Genomic DNA, 17,623 nt, shown 5'->3' on the forward strand with positions numbered 1-17,623 from the left:
CCCGCTGGGTACCCATCACGTCGGCTCAGCGTTCGAAGATCGTGTCGCCCAGATCATCGATGGTGCGTTTCGCCTTGAGCACGGTCAGCTCCACGGCGCCGTCTTCTCCCGGCACGGTGTCGGAGCGCTCGAAGCGATGCTCCAGCGTCTCGCCTCCTTCCAGTGGCTTGCGAATCACGCCGGAGACCCGGTACTGCCCTTCGTGCTTCTGTGGCATGGCGACGATGAGGTAACCATTGTATTCGACGGCCTCCGGTTCCTTGACCGGCGCAGGCTCGCCTGCGGAAAACAGTTTCTTGAGCATTCCCAGCATGTTGAAGGATCCTTCGGTGGCCGGCCTCTAGTGTCACCGGCATTCACCTGGAAAAAGTGAAAGAAATGAGAGTTTATGATGAGACCCTCAGCATGCCACGCCCCCGTGCCGGGGGAAATGCGACCTTCCCACCAGACACTAAGCCGCATGCCATCCGGGGCACGCGTACGGGCGTCGCGCTGGCCGCTTGCATGGCGCGGCTTGCATATCGCAACTTGCATGGCACGACTTGCATGGCACAGATGGCAGAACGCCGGCCCCGTCAGCAGTCCGGGGACTGCCACCAGGGCCGGCGTCTTGATGACCCGACAGACATCGTCATCGGGTCAGATGGGCAGGCGATCTCTCAGCATGCGCATCCGGTGATGCCTTACTCGATGCCACGTCCCTTGCTGGCCGCGATACGCAGGCGCAGGGAGTTCAGCTTGATGAAGCCGGCAGCGTCCTTCTGGTCGTAGGCGCCTGCATCGTCCTCGAAGGTCGCGATGGAGGCGTCGAACAGTGAATCCTCGGACTGACGACCCACGACGATGACGTTGCCCTTGTAGAGCTTGAGACGCACGACGCCGTTGACGACCTTCTGGGACTCATCGATGGCCGCCTGCAGCATGCGACGCTCCGGGCTCCACCAGTAGCCGTTGTACACAAGCTCAGCGTACTTGGGCATCATCTCGTCCTTCAGGTGAGCCGCTTCGCGGTCCAGGGTGATGGATTCGATGGCACGGTGAGCACGCATCATGATGGTGCCGCCCGGTGTTTCGTAGCAGCCACGGGACTTCATGCCGACATAACGGTTCTCGACGATGTCGAGACGGCCGATGCCGTTGGCGCCGCCGACCTTGTTCAGGTACTCGAGCACTTCGTGAGCGGCCATTTCCTTGCCATCGATGGCAGTGATGTCGCCCTTGGTGTAGGTCAGGTCGATGTAGGTCGCCTCGTTCGGCGCCTGCTCCGGGCTGACGCTCCAGCGCCACATCTCTTCTTCGCACTCGGTCCACGGGTCTTCCAGCACGCCACCTTCATAGGAGATGTGCAGAAGGTTCGCGTCCATGGAGTACGGCGACTTCTTCTTGTTCTTGGCGTAGTCGACTTCGATACCGTGCTGCTCGCAGTATTCCATCAACTTCTCGCGGGAGTTCAGGTCCCACTCACGCCACGGCGCGATGACCTGGATGCCCGGCTTCAGCGCGTAGGCGCCCAGCTCGAAACGCACCTGGTCGTTGCCCTTGCCGGTCGCACCGTGGGAGATGGCGTCAGCGCCGGTCTCGTTGGCGATCTCGACCAGGCGACGCGCGATCAGCGGACGTGCGATGGAGGTGCCCAGCAGGTACTCGCCTTCGTAGATGGCGTTGGCACGGAACATCGGGAAGACGTAATCGCGGACGAAGGTCTCGCGCAGATCCTCGATGTAGATCTCCTTCACGCCGAGGGCTTCCGCCTTGGCACGCGCCGGCTCGACTTCCTCGCCCTGACCGAGGTCAGCGGTGAAGGTCACGACTTCACAGTTGTAGGTTTCCTGCAGCCACTTGACGATGACTGAAGTGTCCAGGCCGCCGGAGTAGGCGAGAACGACCTTTTGCACGTCGGACATGCTTGACTCCTGAGTTGATGCTTGTAATTCCCGCGATGCCACCGCCCGAGGACGGGGACGCAGGTGGGGATGGATCGTACGGTCGCGAGGAAGGCCTGCCCAGCAGGTGGCCGCCCGTTGCCACTCGAATCACGATGTGGGGCCGATTATAGCGAGGCTGGCACCTCACCGATACTGCTGACAGGCGCTGTCATGGGCAGAACGGGACCTGGCGTCCCCCTGCCGGGGCCGCCCTGACGCCTGCGCCGCGACGTGTCCGTATCGCCCTGCTACAATTGCTCTCCTTGAGCGCCGGCGAGACGCACGGCGCAGCACGAGACGCAATGACGGGATTGGAGATCTTGATGACCCAGGCGAGCGAGCGCACGCTGATGGCACAACGCTTCCGTGGCTTCCTGCCAGTGGTGGTGGACCTCGAGACAGGTGGATTCAATGCCGCCGGAGATGCACTGCTCGAGATCGCTGCCGTCACGCTGACCATGGATGACGACGGCAACATGGTGCCGGATGCCACCTACGCCTTTCACGTGGCGCCCTTTGAAGGGGCCAATATCGAGCAGTCGGCACTGGACTTCACCGGGATCGATCTGGACAACCCGGTACGCAAGCAGGTGGCCGTGGCCGAGAATCAGGCACTGGGCGAAATCTTCAGCCCGATACGCAAGGCCATCAAGGCACACGGCTGCACGCGTGCGGTGCTGGTCGGTCACAACGCGGCCTTCGATCAGGGCTTCCTGAACGCGGCGGTGGAGCGTTGCGGTATCAAGCGCAATCCGTTCCACCCGTTCTCGTGCTTCGATACCGCCTCGCTTGCGGGCCTAGTCTACGGCCAGACGGTACTGGCCCGCGCCTGCCGCGCCGCCGGTATCGAGTTCGACAACGCCTCCGCCCACTCGGCGCGCTATGACACCGAGCGCACCGCGGAGCTGTTCTGCGCGATGGTCAATCGCTTCAAGGACCTGGGCGGCTGGGATCTGGCGATGAAGGAACAGGGCATGAACGACGAGGTGCCCGCCTCGCTCGAGACGCCTGCCACCTGACAGCCAGGGGCTTGCCCGGCCCGGCCGCGCCAGACACTCCTGTGAAATCGCCACACGAAAACGCCCCCGCAGCCTGGCTGCGGGGGCGTTTTGTCTGACAGGCTCCGCTCAGATCAGAACATGTCTGACCCGGGGAGACCGATCACTCGGCAGCCGCTTCCTGAGCGGCCTGCTTGATCATCGGCTCCAGCTCGCCGTTCTGGTACATCTCGACCACGATGTCGCAGCCGCCGACCAGCTCGCCGTTGATCCACAGCTGCGGGAAGGTCGGCCAGTTGGCGTACTTCGGCAGCTCCGCACGGATGTCCGGGTTGTCCAGGATGTTGACGAAGGCGAAACGCTCACCGCACGCCATCACGGCCTGGACGGTCTGGGCGGAGAAACCGCACTGCGGCAGCTGCGGCGTGCCCTTCATGTACAGCAGGATGGGGTTCTCGCCAATCTGCTTCTCGATCGATTCGATGGTGGTGCTCATGTGCAATCCTCGGACGGTGGGCGCAAGGCCCGTGAGTGTCATTCCCTCATTCTACTGAGGGTGAGCCACGAATTCAGCCCCCGATATTGCCCCAGGGCGAGATTGGTGTCTGCAGGGCAGGCCGGCGATGTCGCTGTCGGCAGGCTGACCGGCGCACGCGCGGGGCGAGGCAAGGGCTCTCGATGCCTCGCGAGACGCCTCGGCGTTGCGCCCGCCCGCTCAGCTGGCTAGGATGGCTCTTTTGACAGGCAGCGCCAATCGGGCGCCGTGATCGTCGGCGACTTCCTTCCCTCCGACGCATGGCGCCCTTTTCGATGGTGCTGCCCGAGACCCTGACAGGAGCCCGCTCGATGGCCACCCGGCACTTTCTGACTCTGCTTGACCTTTCTCCGGAAGAACTCGATTACCTGATTCAGCGCGCCATCACCATCAAGGATGGCTTGAAGAAGGAAGGTCCGGTCTACACGCCGTTCGCCAACCGTACCCTGGCGATGATCTTCGAGAAGTCCTCCACGCGCACCCGTGTGTCCTTCGAGACGGCGATGGCCCAGTTCGGCGGCCATGCCCTGTTCCTGTCGCCGCGCGATACCCAGCTGGGCCGTGGCGAGCCGATCGGTGACACCGCGCGCGTGCTCTCCGAGATGGTGGATGGCGTGATGATCCGCACCTTCGCGCACTCCGATATCGAAGCCTTCGCCGATGCCTCCAGCGTGCCGGTCATCAATGCACTCACCGATGACTACCATCCGTGCCAGCTGCTGGCTGACGTGATGACCTGGACCGAGTGCCGTGGCTCCGTGAAGGGCAAGACAGCGGTCTGGATCGGCGATGGCAACAACATGTGCCATTCCTGGATCAACGCCGCACGCCAGTTCGACTTCATCCTGCGCATCTGCTGCCCGGAAGGCTACGAGCCGGACAGTGAGATCGTCGCGGCAGCCGGTCAGCGCGTCAGCATCCACCGCGACCCGCAGGAAGCCGTCCAGGGCGCGGATCTGGTGACCACCGATGTCTGGGCCTCCATGGGCCAGGAAGAGGAGCAGCTCAAGCGCGAAGCCGACTTCGCCGGCTACCAGGTCGATGAAGCCATGCTCGACAAGGCCGCCGATGACGTCATCTTCCTGCACTGCCTGCCGGCACACCGCGGCGAAGAGATCAGCATGGGGCTGCTGGATGACCCGCGCGCCGTCGTCTGGCAGGAAGCCGGCAACCGTCTGCACGCCCAGAAGGCATTGCTCGAATTCCTGATGCTGGGTCGTCAGGACTGAATCAGCCCTGCCTGTCGCCGCCTGCATCCATGCCGGCGGCGACATCGTATGCACAGACAGGCGGGCGCGTGAGCTCAGCGCCCGCCCCTGATGCCCTCGCCGGCTGTTCCACTCGCTGCCCTTCTCGTTTTCTGGACCGACCCGCCATCATGCAACCGCTCCTGCAGATTGATTCTCTGGAATGTCGCTACGACACCACCGTGGTGACCCGTGACATCAATTTCTCTCTCAACAAGGGGGATATCGCCTGCCTGCTCGGCCCGTCCGGCTGCGGCAAGACGACCCTGCTGCGCGCGATCGCCGGCTTTGAACCGGTGGCGGTCGGTGAGATTCGCCTCGAGGGAGAAGTGCTCTCCAGCGCCACCCAGCTGACGGCGCCGGAAGAGCGGCACGTCGGCATGGTCTTTCAGGATTACGCCCTGTTCCCGCACCTGAGCGTGGCGGACAACGTGGGGTTCGGCGTACGCCGCATGCCGAAGGCCGAGCGCAATGCCAAGGTGGCGGAACTGCTGACGCTGGTCGGTCTGGGGCATCTGGGCGAGCGTTTTCCGCATGAACTCTCGGGCGGACAGCAGCAGCGCGTGGCCCTGGCACGCGCGCTGGCGCCGGAGCCACGCATCCTGCTGCTCGACGAGCCGTTCTCGAATCTGGACGTGGAGCTGCGCCGTCAGCTGAGCCAGGAGGTGCGCCGGATTCTCAAGCACCTCGGCATCAGCGCGGTACTGGTCACCCATGATCAGAATGAAGCCTTCGCGATGGCGGACCAGATCGGCGTCATCCATGCCGGGCACCTGCAGCAATGGGATACGCCGTTCAATCTGTATCACGAGCCGGCCACGCGCTTCGTCGCCAACTTCATCGGTCAGGGCTACTTCATCCCCGGCACGCTGGCGGACAACGAAAGCGTCTCCACCGAACTCGGGGTGATCCGCGGCAACCGTGCCTATCCGTATGACGCCGGGACACCGGTGGACGTGCTGCTGCGTCCGGATGATCTAGTACTGGCTGAAGGAGAGGCGGAAACCAGTGATCTCAAGGCGCGCGTGCTCAGCGCGACCTTCGCCGGTACCAGCACCCTGTATCGCCTGGCCTTGCCGTCAGGTCGTGAGGTGGAGGCGGCCTTCAACAGCCACCATGACTATCACCCGGGGGAAGACGTCAGTCTGCGCATTCAGGCCGATCACCTGATCCTGTTCGAACGACTGGAAGACAGCGACGCGGGAATGTGAATGCTTGACCGCCAATCGCCGTGGCACTGACACGGCGAATGGCTCGGGCGAGCGCTGCTGATGCCTGCGTTACCGCAGGCGGCCGACGGCGGGGGTGGCCCTGTGAAGGGCAAGAGGCAATGAACCAAAAAAAAGCGGCCACCCCGAAGGATGGCCGCTTTTTCAATATTCTGGTGGAGCCTAGCGGGATCGAACCGCTGACCTCAACACTGCCAGTGTTGCGCTCTCCCAGCTGAGCTAAGGCCCCACTGCGCGCTCAAGTTGCGCGCCATACTTCGCAGAGTTGACCCTGCATGCCGGTATGCTGGCATCTCGTGACATGGTGGAGCCTAGCGGGATCGAACCGCTGACCTCAACACTGCCAGTGTTGCGCTCTCCCAGCTGAGCTAAGGCCCCGTGCTCACGATGCAGCGAATACTACAGACCACATGACAAGCCGTCAACCCCTTATTTTTGCAGCGATTTCCCGCGTTCACCGTCACGAAGCACGCTGATGAAGGGTGGTCATCTTGCATGCGACGCACGGGATGACAGTGGCATCGACAAGCCCATGGCCAATGGGTACATTGAAAGCCATACTAACTAACACGCCTGATGACATCTTTACTGGAGCCGCCTTGATCAAGGTTCTTGTCGCTGATGACCACCACCTGGTGCGTACCAGCATCGTCCGTACCATTGAGCTAGAGGATGGGCTCAAGGTGATTGCAGAAGCCTCGGATGGCGAAACCGCGATCAAACTCTGCCGTGAGCACAGTCCGGATATCGTGCTGATGGACATTCGCATGCCCGGCGTCGATGGACTTGAAGCCACGCGCAAGATCGTTCGCAGCCTGCCGGAAGTTCGCGTGATCGTCCTGACCGCCTATCTCGAGGAATCCTTCGCCAAACGCCTGCTGGAAGCAGGGGCCTTCGGTTTCATCTCCAAGGGCACGCCCTTTGATGAAATGATTCGCGCCATTCGCCGAGTCGCCGGTGGCGAACGCTACCTGACCCCGGAGATCGCGCAACGCCTGGTGTTCTCGGGTATGGACACCGGGTGCAGCAATCCCTTCGAGCAGCTCTCGACCCGCGAGATGCAGGTGGCGCTGATGATCGTCAACTGTCATCGCGTCAACGAGATCTCCGACCGCCTTCACCTGAGCCCCAAGACCGTCAATACCTATCGCTATCGCATCTTCGAGAAGCTGGGCGTGACCAGTGACGTCGAGATGACGCATCTGGCCATGCGCCATCAATTGCTCGACGACTATGCTCTCGAGGCTCGGCCGCTGTCGGATTGAGCCACGCAGGCGACAGCGAAGTGATTCGCTGACGGGAAAGCCCACGGCCCGATGACACCATCCCCCAGGGGAGGCATCGTCGGGCCGTGGGCTTTTTCCCGATCGTCTTGCTGGCCTTTCCTTCTCTCCACTGGCATCTCTCCACTGGCATCTCTCCACGGGCATCGCTCGCCTGGCATCTCTCGATGGGCATGGCGGCGCCCGACATCGCCGGGCATCCCACCCCGCCGCGTCTCCTGCCCCCTTGCTGCGCGGGACACCCGCCCCAATCTGATCTGTTTGCCTGCCGATGCGCATTGCCCCTGAAGACAGCCACGGCACCTGAAGATGGACATGCAGCTCCCTTGATCGGGCCTTCGGCTTGTTTGATAGACTGGCGACATCTCCGAACGAGGAACCCCATGGCCAAGCAGCATCCCGATTCCACGCCACCGGAATCCGCCAACGAGTCCAACGCGAACCGCGAGCGCAGTGACGCCGCTCGGGTGTCCAGTCGTCTGATCACCAGCGATGCCTCCGCCCCGGCGGCCGAGGCGAATGACTTCGATCCGCGCCACTTCCTCAAGCATGTCAGTGATGCGCCCGGTATCTATCGCATGCTGGATACCGCCGGCGAGGTGCTCTATGTCGGCAAGGCAAAGCGCTTGAAGGCACGCCTCTCCAGCTATTTCCGCAATACCGGCCTGAATGCCAAGACCCAGGCACTGGTCGGGCGCATCGCGGATGTCCAGGTCACCATCACCCGCAGCGAAACGGAAGCGCTGCTGCTTGAGCAGACCCTGATCAAGGAGCTGCGCCCGCCGTACAACATCCTGCTGCGCGACGACAAGTCCTACCCTTACGTCTTCATCAGCCAGCATCACGACTATCCGGCGCTGGAGTTCAAGCGCGTGCGCCACAAGCGCAACGATGGCCGGTATTTCGGCCCCTATCCCAGCAGCGTGGCAGTGCGGGAATCGCTGACATTGATGCAGAAGATCTTCCGGCTGCGCAATTGCGAGGATTCGGTATTCGCGCATCGTGAGCGTCCGTGCCTGCAATATCAGATCAACCGCTGCACTGCGCCGTGCGTCGATTACATCAGCAAGCAGGATTATCGTCGCGACATGGAACACGCGGTGATGTGCCTGAACGGCCAGAGCGATCAGGTCACCGATGAGCTGAGTCGGGCGATGGAAGATGCCGCCATGCGCCTGGAATTCGAGGAGGCGGCACGCCTGCGCGATCAGGTCGCCCAGCTGCGTCGGATGCAGGAGAAGCAATATGTCGATACCGGCACCGGCAATGCCGACATTCTGGCACTCGCCGAGCGCCCGGGTGGACTGTGCATCAGCGTGCTGTCAGTCCGCCAGGGGCGCATGCTCGGAGCGCGTCATTTCTCGCCGGGCAACGGACTGGACCTCACCAGCAGCGAGCTGTTGACCGGCTTCGTCAGTCAGTACTACCTGGGTCAGGATCGCGAGATGCCCGATGAGGTGCTCACCTCACTGGCACTCGAGGATGCGCCGCTGGTGGAAGGTGCACTGAGCGAGAAAGCCGGTCGCCGCGTTCGCGTGGCACACCAGGTACGTGGCCATCGCGCCCAGTGGCTCACGCTGGCACAGACCAACGCCGAGCAGTATCTGGCCACTCAGCTGGCCAGCCGCCAGCAGCTCTCCAATCGCTTTCTGTCATTGCGCGATGCTCTGGGGCTTGCGGAAGTGCCCAAACGCCTGGAGTGCTTCGACATCTCCCACAGCCACGGTGAGGCGACCGTGGCCAGCTGCGTGGTGTTCGATCACGAGGGCCCCATCAAGTCGGATTATCGACGCTTCAACATCGAGGGGGTGACGGCCGGTGATGACTACGCCGCCATGCAGCAGGCGCTGACGCGACGTTTCAAGCGTCTGCAGGAGGGAGAAGGCAAGCGCCCTGACATCCTGCTGGTCGATGGCGGCAAGGGTCAGCTCAACATGGCGCGTGAGGTCTTCGTGTCGCTCGGCGTGACCGACATCATCCTGCTCGGGGTCGCCAAGGGCACCACGCGCAAGGCCGGCCTGGAGACGCTGTTCATCGAGACGGTGCATGACACCCTGGATCTCGACAGCCATTCACCGGCGCTGCACTTGATCCAGCATATCCGTGATGAATCGCACCGCTTCGCGATTGCCGGCCACCGCGCCAAGCGTGACAAGGCGCGCCGCACCTCGAGCCTCGAGGGCATCGCGGGGGTCGGGCCCAAGCGCCGCCGGGAACTGCTCAAGTTCTTCGGGGGACTCCAGGGGGTCAAGCAGGCCTCCAAGCCGGAACTGGCGCGGGTGCCCGGCATCAGCGAATCCCTTGCCGAGGTGATCCATCAGGCACTGCACGGCTGACCGATCATGCAGCAGGGGATGCATCGACACCCCACGCCGACCTCTGTCACCCTCAACCTGCCGCACAGGCAGGGGTAACGGAAGTCGGCTTGAATATCCTGCGGTTTGGCATGGCTGAATACCTCACCGGCAGGCTAGAATAGACGACTTGTGCGGCGCTAGCGGAGCGATCTGCCCTTTCGGGGCGTCGCCCTTGATTTCGCCCAGCCACCCGACGCTTCATGCAAGGACTCGTGCCGTCACGATGAGCATTCCCAATATCCTGACTCTGATCCGCATCCTGTTCATTCCGCTGCTGGTGGTGTGCTTCTATCTGCCATATGACTGGAGCCTGCCCGTCACCGCCCTGCTGTTCGCCCTGGCGGCAGTGACCGACTGGTTCGATGGCTATCTCGCGCGACGCTGGAATCAGACGACGCCCTTCGGCGCCTTCCTGGACCCGGTGGCTGACAAGCTGATGGTCGCCGTGGCATTGGGACTGTTGATCGAACGCTACGATAGCCTGTGGATGACGATTCCCAGCTTGATCATCATCGGTCGCGAGATCGTCATCTCCGCACTGCGCGAATGGATGGCCGAGATCGGCAAGCGCGGCAGCGTGGCAGTCTCATGGGTCGGCAAGCTGAAGACCGCTGCCCAGATGCTCGCACTGTTCATGCTGCTGTACTTCTCCCCAGGCAGTCTCGGGGGCGATGCCGGCCTCGGCCTGCTGTATATCTCCGCTGCCTTGACGTTGTGGTCGATGATCAGTTACCTGCGTGCGGCATGGCCGGAACTGATACGTTCCGTCTGACACGTGGCACATGTTCAGCATGACGAATGCTCAGCACGACAAATGTTCAGCATGACGGATGTTCAGTACGACATAGGCCCAGCAAGTTGCCCGACTGGCAGAGGCCAGTTCTCGAGACGCCCACCCGCCCTTTCGGCAGGTGGGCGTCGTCGTTTCCGACCACCAGGTCTGCGAGACATTTTTTCATTAACTGTTTGACAGCATGGGAATTATCCGTATAATTCGACCTCGAGTTCAGCGGGAATAGCTCAGTGGTAGAGCACAACCTTGCCAAGGTTGGGGTCGCGAGTTCGAATCTCGTTTCCCGCTCCAATGAAACAGGTGGCCTTGACGGCACTTCGACATTGACTCAATTCTCTTGCGCAACGCGCAGAGAAACCTCGGATCAGACATCAGTTTCGACTGACATCTCGATCATTGAGGCTGGATGGCAGAGTGGTCATGCAGCGGACTGCAACTCCGTGTACGCCGGTTCGATTCCGACTCCAGCCTCCATTTCAGAACGCCTGACATCCCCTGTCCTGCACTGAAGTGGACAAGACACCTTCCCTCCTGGTCGTCTTGCTTTTCTACTTTATTCATCTGTTGAATCACTGACACTCCCTGTCGGTCTTCTCTGATTTTCGCCTTCAGTACCTGCATCATTTCCCGCTGGTCTTTTCATCCCTCATCCTTGCCTGAGCCCCTGTCGCACACGTCTTGCGCAGAGGATTCATTGCGCCTGTCCGCCCGGATACCCGAACGCGCGTCATGTGCATCGCTGCCCTCAGTGATGAGGCAAAGGGATTGCAGAACAATCAGTTAACCCTCGTATGTCACGCATTAAAGTTGACCTTGTTCTGAAATATGCTAAGTTATGCGCCAGTCTGCGCGGCCATGGTGGAATCGGTAGACACCGGAGACTTAAAATCTCCTGCCTTCGGGCGTGCCGGTTCGAGTCCGGCTGGCCGTACCATCGCTTCAGGCAGCACCACGCCAAGCAGGACAGACTCAAGCAGCATTCAAGAGCGTCGCCATGTCATGTTCATCATGTCCGGGCGGCGCTTTTTCATGCCTGTCGTCCAGAAACCTCGCCAGATGCCACCCCCTGCTGAGCTGCCATTACCTCCTCGATACTCACCGCCAGGTGCCCTGTGCGATTGAATTGGCTTCTCTGCTCCCCAAGGTCTATTTCCTCTGAGCCCGCGTGAGTGTGCATCATCTCATTGCCGCATCACCTCATTGCCGCCCACCTCATTGCCGCCCACCTCATTGCCGCCTCATGAAATGGCCGAAGGAACTCCCCATGTCCGACGATTCGTCCCACCGCCCTGCCGCCCAGTTCATCGCTTCCCGTGATGTGGCACAGGAAATCTGTCGAGAAGCCTGCGAACACATCCATACCCTGTCAGCCCCCCGCATTCTGGTACTGGCCATGCTGGGCGGCGCCTTCATCACCATGGGGGCGCTGTTTTCCATCCTGCTGTCGACCGGGGTCGAGACACATGGCTTGCAGCTGCTGCTTCAGGGGGTCGGGTTCTCGGTCGGATTCTTCCTCGTCATCCTGACCGGTGCCGCCCTCTTTACCGAGGCCAATGTCATCCTGCCGGTCAGTGCGCTCAACTGCTCCCGCAGTGACATGCTGCGGCGCGGCCTGAAGTTCTGGGTACTGGCCTGGATAGGCAATCTGCTCGGCACGATGCTGACAGGCTGGGTGATCTCGGTGGCACAGGTCTACTCCCCCCAGCACTATCAGCTGCTGGCCGAACTGGTGGCGAAGAAGATGCACTATCAACAGACAGGAGGTGCCGAAGGCTGGTTCTCGCTGGTGCTGTCGGGAATGCTGGGCAACTGGATGGTCGGGATGGCGGCATTTCTCGCCGTGATGGGCAGGACCATCATCGACAAGTTCGTGCCCATCGTGCTGGCCGTCAGTCTGTTCGTGGCAGGCAACTTCCAGCACAGCCCGGCCAACATGGCCTATTTCTCGATGATCATGCCGACGGGAGAAGGCCCCGGCTGGTGGGACGCCATGCGCTGGAACATCCTGCCGGCAGGCATCGGCAACCTGCTGGGCGGCAGCCTGCTGGTCGCGCTGCCATTGTGGTACGGACTGCGTCCGAAACGGTGTGAGTGACAGGCCGGGGTACGCCGTCATGGCACTCTCCCCATGATGCTGGCGCACAGATGCGCCTGCTGCGATGGCTACATGCGACTACACTGAAATGTGTCACAACGCTGTCAGAGTGGCTGTGTGACCCACTCCCCCACCACGCTCACGTGCAGGAGCCCAACATGCTGACATTGCTCAAGAGTCCCGCTGATCACGTCGTCGCCCTGCGGCTGGAAGGCAGCATCGATCAGGCGTCGCTCGCTCCCGTGATCCGCGAATGTGATGAGCGCCTCGCGCGCCATGAGCGCATCTCGTTGCTGGTGGAAATCGAGCGCTTCGGGCTGATCACGCCGGCAGCGCTGCTCAACGATATCGGCTACGCCCTGCGTCATCTTGGCGACTTCGAACGCGAGGCCATCATCAGCAAGGCCGAGTGGTTGCGTCACGTCACCGAATTCAGCAAGCATCTGGTGCGCTCCATCGAAGTCCGCCACTTCTCGCCTGCCGAGCGAGAAGCCGCCTATGCCTGGGTGGCCGAGTCACCCCGTGGCAGCACTCCGAGCACCGATCCGCACGCCTCGGCAGAAGCCCGCCATCAGCACGACGAGGCCTGACAGCCTCCAGTCCGCACCTGCTCCCTCGCCCTGCGGCTTTCAGGGCAAGGTGCGGGTCAGCACCAGTCCCGCCAGCAACATCACTCCCATCGCCATGGCCCACAGCGTCATCGCGCGCTCCACGGCGGGACGCTCAGGCACACGCAGCAGCTGGTACACGGTGATCAACGGCAGCATGTAGCGCGTCTCGATCAATTCCCGCGTGCAGATCATCAGCGCGAGCATCACCAGCAGCAGCCCACCATGCCCCAGTCTCAACGGTGCTCTCAGCCACCAGAAGGCCACGCTGGTGGACATCAGCAGGGTGATCCAGCGCGCGACCGGGTGCTCGTTCCACCACATCAGCCAGACATTGCGAATCGTCCAGCGCTGGAAGTTGTAGTCATGGGTCAGCTCGAAGCTCATTGCCAGCACCAGCCACAGGCCGACCGCCAGCAGCAACAACGGCATTTCTCGCCGCCATCCTTCCCGCGAACATGCACGCTTCATCCCCTGCCATTGACGCGGCAGGTCCGAAAGCCACAGCGGCAGGAACACCATGCCGATCACCGCCAGGTAATAGCCGAGATTGCCGGTGTGCCAACCGGCCTGATGGCGCGTGGTGTCTCCCATGGCGATGCCGCCATTCCAGAGAAGGAAGCCGAGAAAGGCGACCACCGGTAGCCCGAGCACCCACCACCAGTTGATGAACAGTGCCCACCAGGTGGAGAGCCGAGAGAGCGGCGCGCGCAAGGGAGTCGCCAGTCCTGCCATCCGCGCCCCGCTCACGGCCTTGTGATGGGTCAGACACAGCAGCAGGCCGCCCCACAACCCCAGCAGCACGATGCTGTCCTGACGCAACCCCAATCCCGCCATGATCAATACCAGCAGCAGCAGACGCTGTTCTCGCACCAGTGCGACGAGCTGCAACGCGACCAGCGCGATGATCCAGGGGTCGGTATACACCAGCGCCAGATAGGGAAAGATGATCGGCAGCCACAGCCACTGCCAGCACTGACGGCTGGCCTGGTGACGAGCGTCGTGCGCCTCCAGCGAAGGAGCGAGACGCCGGTAGCCCTGCGGCAATGCCCGCCAGAGGAGGAACGCCATGACGCTGAAGCCCACCAGCGAAAGACCGCGCACCCAGTCCACCGACGGCATCTGTGGCCAGCGCCCCGTCATGGTGGCTGTCGCCAGCGGCAGATTCAGCCAGTCCCCGAGCGTCTGGAGCGTCATCAGTACCAGCGCCATGCTGGCGTGATAGAGCGTCAGCGTGGTCAGCTTGGGATGCTGATGCCAGTCGCCCTCCAGAAACTGGCGGATCTGCGCGAAATGGACTCCCTCATCGACGAAGGGAATCGGCAGATGGTGGCTCACCAGCCACAGGGATAGCCCCAGACATGACACCAGCACCATCAGCACCAGAGCGGTCCGCCACCGCGGGTGTCGTCTGACGGGCGCGCATCCTGCGTGATGATCCTGTGACGCCATGTCCACCTCTCCTTGTGCGACCCTCCCCGTCACCTGACGAGGCAGTCTTCGTCCTGCAGTGCCCTCATGCCTCTGACACAGGACGCCCTGCGCCCTGCACCAGTATCGGCAGGCCGGCGCACTTTTTTCCAGTCTGTCGCAGCACTTTGCCCCACAAAGCCTCGCGGCAGTACAATGCCCCCAGTCTGCTTCGCTGATACGCCCGCCGTTGGCGTGCCGAAGTCCTGCCTGTTCTTGCTTCGCGATTGCGAAGCGTACCGATCAAAGCGACAAGTCGAGGGATCGCTGAGCCCATGCGTGCCAGTCAACTGCTGATTTCCACTCTCAAGGAAACCCCGTCCGATGCTGAAGTCATAAGCCACCAGCTGATGCTGCGTGCCGGCTTCATTCGTCGCCTGACCTCCGGGCTCTACACCTGGATGCCGCTGGGTCTGCGCACCATGCGCAAGGTCGAGCGCATCGTCCGTGAAGAGATGGACCGCGCCGGCGGCCAGGAAGTGCTGATGCCCGCCGTGCAACCTGCCGAGCTCTGGCAGGAATCCGGTCGCTGGGAACAGTACGGCCCGGAGCTGCTGCGTGTCGTTGATCGTCATCAGCGCGACTACTGCGTCGGCCCGACCCACGAGGAAGTCATCACTGACCTCGCGCGTCGCGAGCTGAACAGCTACAAGCAGCTGCCGGCCAACTTCTATCAGATCCAGACCAAGTTCCGTGACGAGATTCGTCCGCGCTTCGGTGTGATGCGCTCCCGTGAGTTCATCATGAAGGATGCCTATTCCTTCCACCTGAGCGAAGACTCGCTCAAGGACACCTATCAGGTGATGTACGACACCTATGTGCGCATCTTCACGCGCCTGGGTCTCGACTTCCGCCCCGTCATCGCCGACAACGGCTCCATCGGTGGTACCGGCTCCCACGAATTCCACGTGCTGGCCGATTCCGGAGAAGACGCCATCGCCTTCTCTACCGGCTCCGACTTCGCTGCCAACATCGAGAAGTGCGAGGCTCTGCCCGCACCGCTGGGCGAGACGCCGCAACGCGCCGCACCGACTCAGGACATGCAGCTGGTCGATACGCCGAATGCCAAGACCATCGCCGCCCTCGTCGAGCAGCATGGCCTGGCCATCGAGAAGACCGTCAAGACGCTGATCGTCAAGGCGGCCGAAGGTGTCGAGGGAGGGCTGGTCGCGCTGATGGTACGCGGTGATCACGAGCTCAACGAGATCAAGGCCGAACACCTGCCACAGGTCGCCGAGCCGCTGACCATGGCCAGCGACGAGGAAGTGCGCGCCGCCGTCGGCGCCGGCTTCGGCTCGCTGGGTCCGGTGGGACTCGAGATGCCGATCATCATCGATCGCAGCGTCGCTCTGATGAGCGACTTCGGTGCCGGTGCCAACATCGAAGGCAAGCACCACTTCGGCCTCAACTGGGAGCGCGACCTGCCGCTGCCGGAAGTCGCCGATATCCGCAATGTCGTCGCGGGTGACCCGTCACCGGACGGTCACGGCGTGATCGACATCGCGCGCGGTATCGAGGTGGGTCATATCTTCCAGCTGGGCACCAAGTACTCCGATGCCATGAACGCCACCGTGCTCGACGAGAACGGCAAGGCCAAGCCGCTGTGGATGGGCTGCTACGGCATCGGCGTGACCCGCGTGGTGGCCGCGGCCATCGAACAGGGCAACGACAAGGGCGGCATCGTGCTGCCGGAAGCCATCGCGCCCTTCCAGATCGCCATCGTGCCGATGAATGCCCACAAGTCCGTGCGCGTCAGCGAGACCTCCGAGCGCGTCTATCAGGCGCTGACCGCCGCAGGCTACGATGTCCTGCTGGATGATCGTGACCTGCGTCCGGGCAACAAGTTCGCCGATGGCGAACTGCTGGGCATTCCGCATCGTCTGGTGATCGGTGATCGCGGTCTCGACAACGGCGAGTATGAGTACAAGGGCCGCACGGACGCGGACGCGACCATGGTCCCCGTCGACAACCTGATGGACTTCCTGGCCGAGCGCAGCGGCAAGTAAGCCTCAGGCGCCGCCCAGGGTGCTTCCTTGACGCGAAGCACGACAGCCCGCCTCCCTCTCGGGGGGCGGGCTGTCGTCGTTTCAGGCGGCTGATTGACTGGGTCATTAACGTCAACGCCGCGAACACGGCATAATGCCGGCATGACCGATACGCAGGGACTGCGCATGACCACACCACGCCCCGAAGGCGCTCGTACTCCACACCATCAACGCCTGCTCCGCCACCTGGCGGGAGCAGCCTGTCTCGTGGTGGGCAGCATGGTAGCCATGCTGCAGAGCGCGCCCCTCCATGCTGCGGCCGCCATCCCCGAGCACGGCCTCTCTCCGGCACTGCGTGAAAGCCTGAGAGAAGCGCTGGCAGAGCCTGAAGCCTTCGACGACCCCATCGATGCCCTGCACTGGGTGCTGAGCATGCAGCAGCGTCTGGAGCGCTACATGCCCGATCGCGCCGCCCGGATCGACCTGCTGCGCAAGATCCGCCGCGAAGCCACCCGCACGGGGCTGGCACCGGAGCTGATTCTGGCCGTGATCCAGGTGGAAAGCGCCTTCAAGCCGACGGCGGTATCCCATGCCGGCGCGCGAGGGCTGATGCAGGTGATGCCATTCTGGAAGCGCGAGATCGGCGAGCCGGGCGACAACCTGCTCGACCAGGACACCAGCCTGCGCTACGGCGCCACCATCCTCGCCCACTACCTCAAGCGTGAGAAGGGCGACATCACCGATGCTCTGGCCCGCTACAATGGCAGTCTCGGCAAGACCTGGTACCCGGAGCGGGTGATGCGCGCCTGGACCACCCGCTGGTGGTATCAGGCTCCCGCTCCCTTCGTCGCCGAGCGCCTGCCGGACAATGAAATGCCCGGAGAGAACATGCCCGAGCTTCCTGATACGGCCCACGACGAGCGCAGGGTGGCACCACAGGACGCCTTGGCGACGAAGGCCATCCTGAGCGCCAATACCACCGGCAACCCGCTGTCAGACGAAGAGGCGCTGGATGCGCCTGCCAGTCGCTCTCTGGCCGCCGGTGGCAGCCCCTGAGCCACGCCATGTCGCAGCCGTGATCCGAAAGCGGTGTCATCG

At 62.6% G+C, this 17,623-nt stretch carries 14 protein-coding genes and 5 tRNA genes; 13 read left to right on the forward strand and 6 right to left on the reverse strand.

All coding sequences use genetic code 11. The features are described from left to right. Nucleotides 1-25: 25 nt before the first annotated feature. Both HXS66_RS06470 and HXS66_RS06475 read right to left on the reverse strand, forming a co-directional pair. Complete coding sequence (locus tag HXS66_RS06470) at nt 26-313, reverse strand: HlyU family transcriptional regulator (protein WP_307722815.1); 288 nt, start codon at nt 311-313, stop codon at nt 26-28. Between the two features lie 370 nt (nt 314-683). Beyond that, entirely contained in the window at nt 684-1,946 is a 1,263-nt protein-coding gene (locus HXS66_RS06475) for an argininosuccinate synthase (RefSeq protein ID WP_255303132.1), read from the reverse strand. A gap of 302 nt (nt 1,947-2,248) precedes the next feature. Between HXS66_RS06475 and rnt the strand changes: the two genes are divergently transcribed. Beyond that, nucleotides 2,249-2,944: a ribonuclease T gene (rnt, locus tag HXS66_RS06480; RefSeq protein ID WP_077375652.1), complete on the forward strand. Its 696-nt coding sequence runs from the start codon at nt 2,249-2,251 to the stop codon at nt 2,942-2,944. A gap of 142 nt (nt 2,945-3,086) precedes the next feature. Here the strand turns inward: rnt and grxD are convergent, their stop codons facing one another. Next, nucleotides 3,087-3,419 (reverse strand): Grx4 family monothiol glutaredoxin, encoded by a 333-nt coding sequence (gene grxD, locus HXS66_RS06485; RefSeq protein ID WP_077374932.1) that lies wholly within the window; start codon nt 3,417-3,419, stop codon nt 3,087-3,089. A gap of 350 nt (nt 3,420-3,769) precedes the next feature. On the opposite strand from grxD, the gene argF reads away from it, so the two are divergent. Together argF and HXS66_RS06495 are read left to right on the forward strand one after the other, a co-directional pair. After that, entirely contained in the window at nt 3,770-4,687 is a 918-nt protein-coding gene (gene argF / locus HXS66_RS06490; RefSeq protein ID WP_077374935.1) for an ornithine carbamoyltransferase, read from the forward strand. 149 nt (nt 4,688-4,836) lie between these two features. Next, entirely contained in the window at nt 4,837-5,916 is a 1,080-nt protein-coding gene (locus tag HXS66_RS06495) for an ABC transporter ATP-binding protein (RefSeq protein ID WP_157109433.1), read from the forward strand. A 171-nt stretch (nt 5,917-6,087) separates the two neighbouring features. Here HXS66_RS06495 and HXS66_RS06500 read toward each other — a convergent pair. Then, nucleotides 6,088-6,163 (reverse strand) — tRNA-Ala (locus tag HXS66_RS06500). Nucleotides 6,164-6,236: 73 nt separating this feature from the next. Next, nucleotides 6,237-6,312, reverse strand: a tRNA-Ala gene (locus tag HXS66_RS06505). Between the two features lie 221 nt (nt 6,313-6,533). Here HXS66_RS06505 and uvrY point away from each other — a divergent pair. From uvrY to HXS66_RS06545, 8 genes are all read left to right on the forward strand, one after another. Further along, the gene (gene uvrY / locus HXS66_RS06510; RefSeq protein WP_077374938.1) at nt 6,534-7,199 is read left to right on the forward strand and encodes a UvrY/SirA/GacA family response regulator transcription factor; all 666 of its coding nucleotides are present in this window, start codon (nt 6,534-6,536) and stop codon (nt 7,197-7,199) included. Nucleotides 7,200-7,600: 401 nt separating this feature from the next. Next, the gene (gene uvrC, locus HXS66_RS06515; RefSeq protein WP_077374942.1) at nt 7,601-9,553 is read left to right on the forward strand and encodes an excinuclease ABC subunit UvrC; all 1,953 of its coding nucleotides are present in this window, start codon (nt 7,601-7,603) and stop codon (nt 9,551-9,553) included. Nucleotides 9,554-9,797: 244 nt separating this feature from the next. Next, a complete protein-coding gene (pgsA, locus tag HXS66_RS06520) occupies nt 9,798-10,346 on the forward strand; it encodes a CDP-diacylglycerol--glycerol-3-phosphate 3-phosphatidyltransferase (RefSeq protein WP_077374945.1) in 549 nt (182 codons plus the stop codon). A gap of 237 nt (nt 10,347-10,583) precedes the next feature. Beyond that, nucleotides 10,584-10,658, forward strand: a tRNA-Gly gene (locus HXS66_RS06525). 109 nt (nt 10,659-10,767) lie between these two features. Beyond that, nucleotides 10,768-10,841: transfer RNA gene (locus HXS66_RS06530), tRNA-Cys, on the forward strand. A gap of 375 nt (nt 10,842-11,216) precedes the next feature. After that, a tRNA-Leu gene (locus HXS66_RS06535) sits at nt 11,217-11,301 on the forward strand. A gap of 330 nt (nt 11,302-11,631) precedes the next feature. Beyond that, a complete protein-coding gene (locus HXS66_RS06540; protein WP_170877392.1) occupies nt 11,632-12,462 on the forward strand; it encodes a formate/nitrite transporter family protein in 831 nt (276 codons plus the stop codon). A 158-nt stretch (nt 12,463-12,620) separates the two neighbouring features. Continuing rightward, complete coding sequence (locus tag HXS66_RS06545) at nt 12,621-13,052, forward strand: STAS/SEC14 domain-containing protein (RefSeq protein ID WP_167592971.1); 432 nt, start codon at nt 12,621-12,623, stop codon at nt 13,050-13,052. Between the two features lie 39 nt (nt 13,053-13,091). Here the strand turns inward: HXS66_RS06545 and HXS66_RS06550 are convergent, their stop codons facing one another. Then, a complete protein-coding gene (locus HXS66_RS06550) occupies nt 13,092-14,522 on the reverse strand; it encodes a hypothetical protein (protein WP_176503125.1) in 1,431 nt (476 codons plus the stop codon). A 293-nt stretch (nt 14,523-14,815) separates the two neighbouring features. Between HXS66_RS06550 and HXS66_RS06555 the strand changes: the two genes are divergently transcribed. Then, on the forward strand, nt 14,816-16,546 hold the full coding sequence (locus tag HXS66_RS06555) for a proline--tRNA ligase (RefSeq protein ID WP_077374956.1): 1,731 nt from the start codon (nt 14,816-14,818) through the stop codon (nt 16,544-16,546). 165 nt (nt 16,547-16,711) lie between these two features. After that, nucleotides 16,712-17,581: a lytic transglycosylase domain-containing protein gene (locus tag HXS66_RS17560; RefSeq protein ID WP_308478099.1), complete on the forward strand. Its 870-nt coding sequence runs from the start codon at nt 16,712-16,714 to the stop codon at nt 17,579-17,581. The last annotated feature ends 42 nt before the right edge of the window (nt 17,582-17,623 follow it).

The sequence above is a fragment of the Cobetia sp. 5-11-6-3 genome, from assembly GCF_013374055.1.
GTDB classification, from domain to species: Bacteria; Pseudomonadota; Gammaproteobacteria; order Pseudomonadales; family Halomonadaceae; genus Cobetia; species Cobetia marina.

Coding starts and splice junctions, on each gene's coding strand:
- HXS66_RS06470 (WP_307722815.1), bottom strand. CDS start 313: ATGCTGGGAATGCTCAAGAAACTGTTTTCCGCAGGCGAGCCTGCGCCG.
- rnt (WP_077375652.1), top strand. CDS start 2,249: ATGACCCAGGCGAGCGAGCGCACGCTGATGGCACAACGCTTCCGTGGC.
- grxD (WP_077374932.1), bottom strand. CDS start 3,419: ATGAGCACCACCATCGAATCGATCGAGAAGCAGATTGGCGAGAACCCC.
- argF (WP_077374935.1), top strand. CDS start 3,770: ATGGCCACCCGGCACTTTCTGACTCTGCTTGACCTTTCTCCGGAAGAA.
- HXS66_RS06495 (WP_157109433.1), top strand. CDS start 4,837: ATGCAACCGCTCCTGCAGATTGATTCTCTGGAATGTCGCTACGACACC.
- uvrC (WP_077374942.1), top strand. CDS start 7,601: ATGGCCAAGCAGCATCCCGATTCCACGCCACCGGAATCCGCCAACGAG.
- pgsA (WP_077374945.1), top strand. CDS start 9,798: ATGAGCATTCCCAATATCCTGACTCTGATCCGCATCCTGTTCATTCCG.
- HXS66_RS06540 (WP_170877392.1), top strand. CDS start 11,632: ATGTCCGACGATTCGTCCCACCGCCCTGCCGCCCAGTTCATCGCTTCC.
- HXS66_RS06545 (WP_167592971.1), top strand. CDS start 12,621: ATGCTGACATTGCTCAAGAGTCCCGCTGATCACGTCGTCGCCCTGCGG.
- HXS66_RS06550 (WP_176503125.1), bottom strand. CDS start 14,522: ATGGCGTCACAGGATCATCACGCAGGATGCGCGCCCGTCAGACGACAC.
- HXS66_RS06555 (WP_077374956.1), top strand. CDS start 14,816: ATGCGTGCCAGTCAACTGCTGATTTCCACTCTCAAGGAAACCCCGTCC.
- HXS66_RS17560 (WP_308478099.1), top strand. CDS start 16,712: ATGACCACACCACGCCCCGAAGGCGCTCGTACTCCACACCATCAACGC.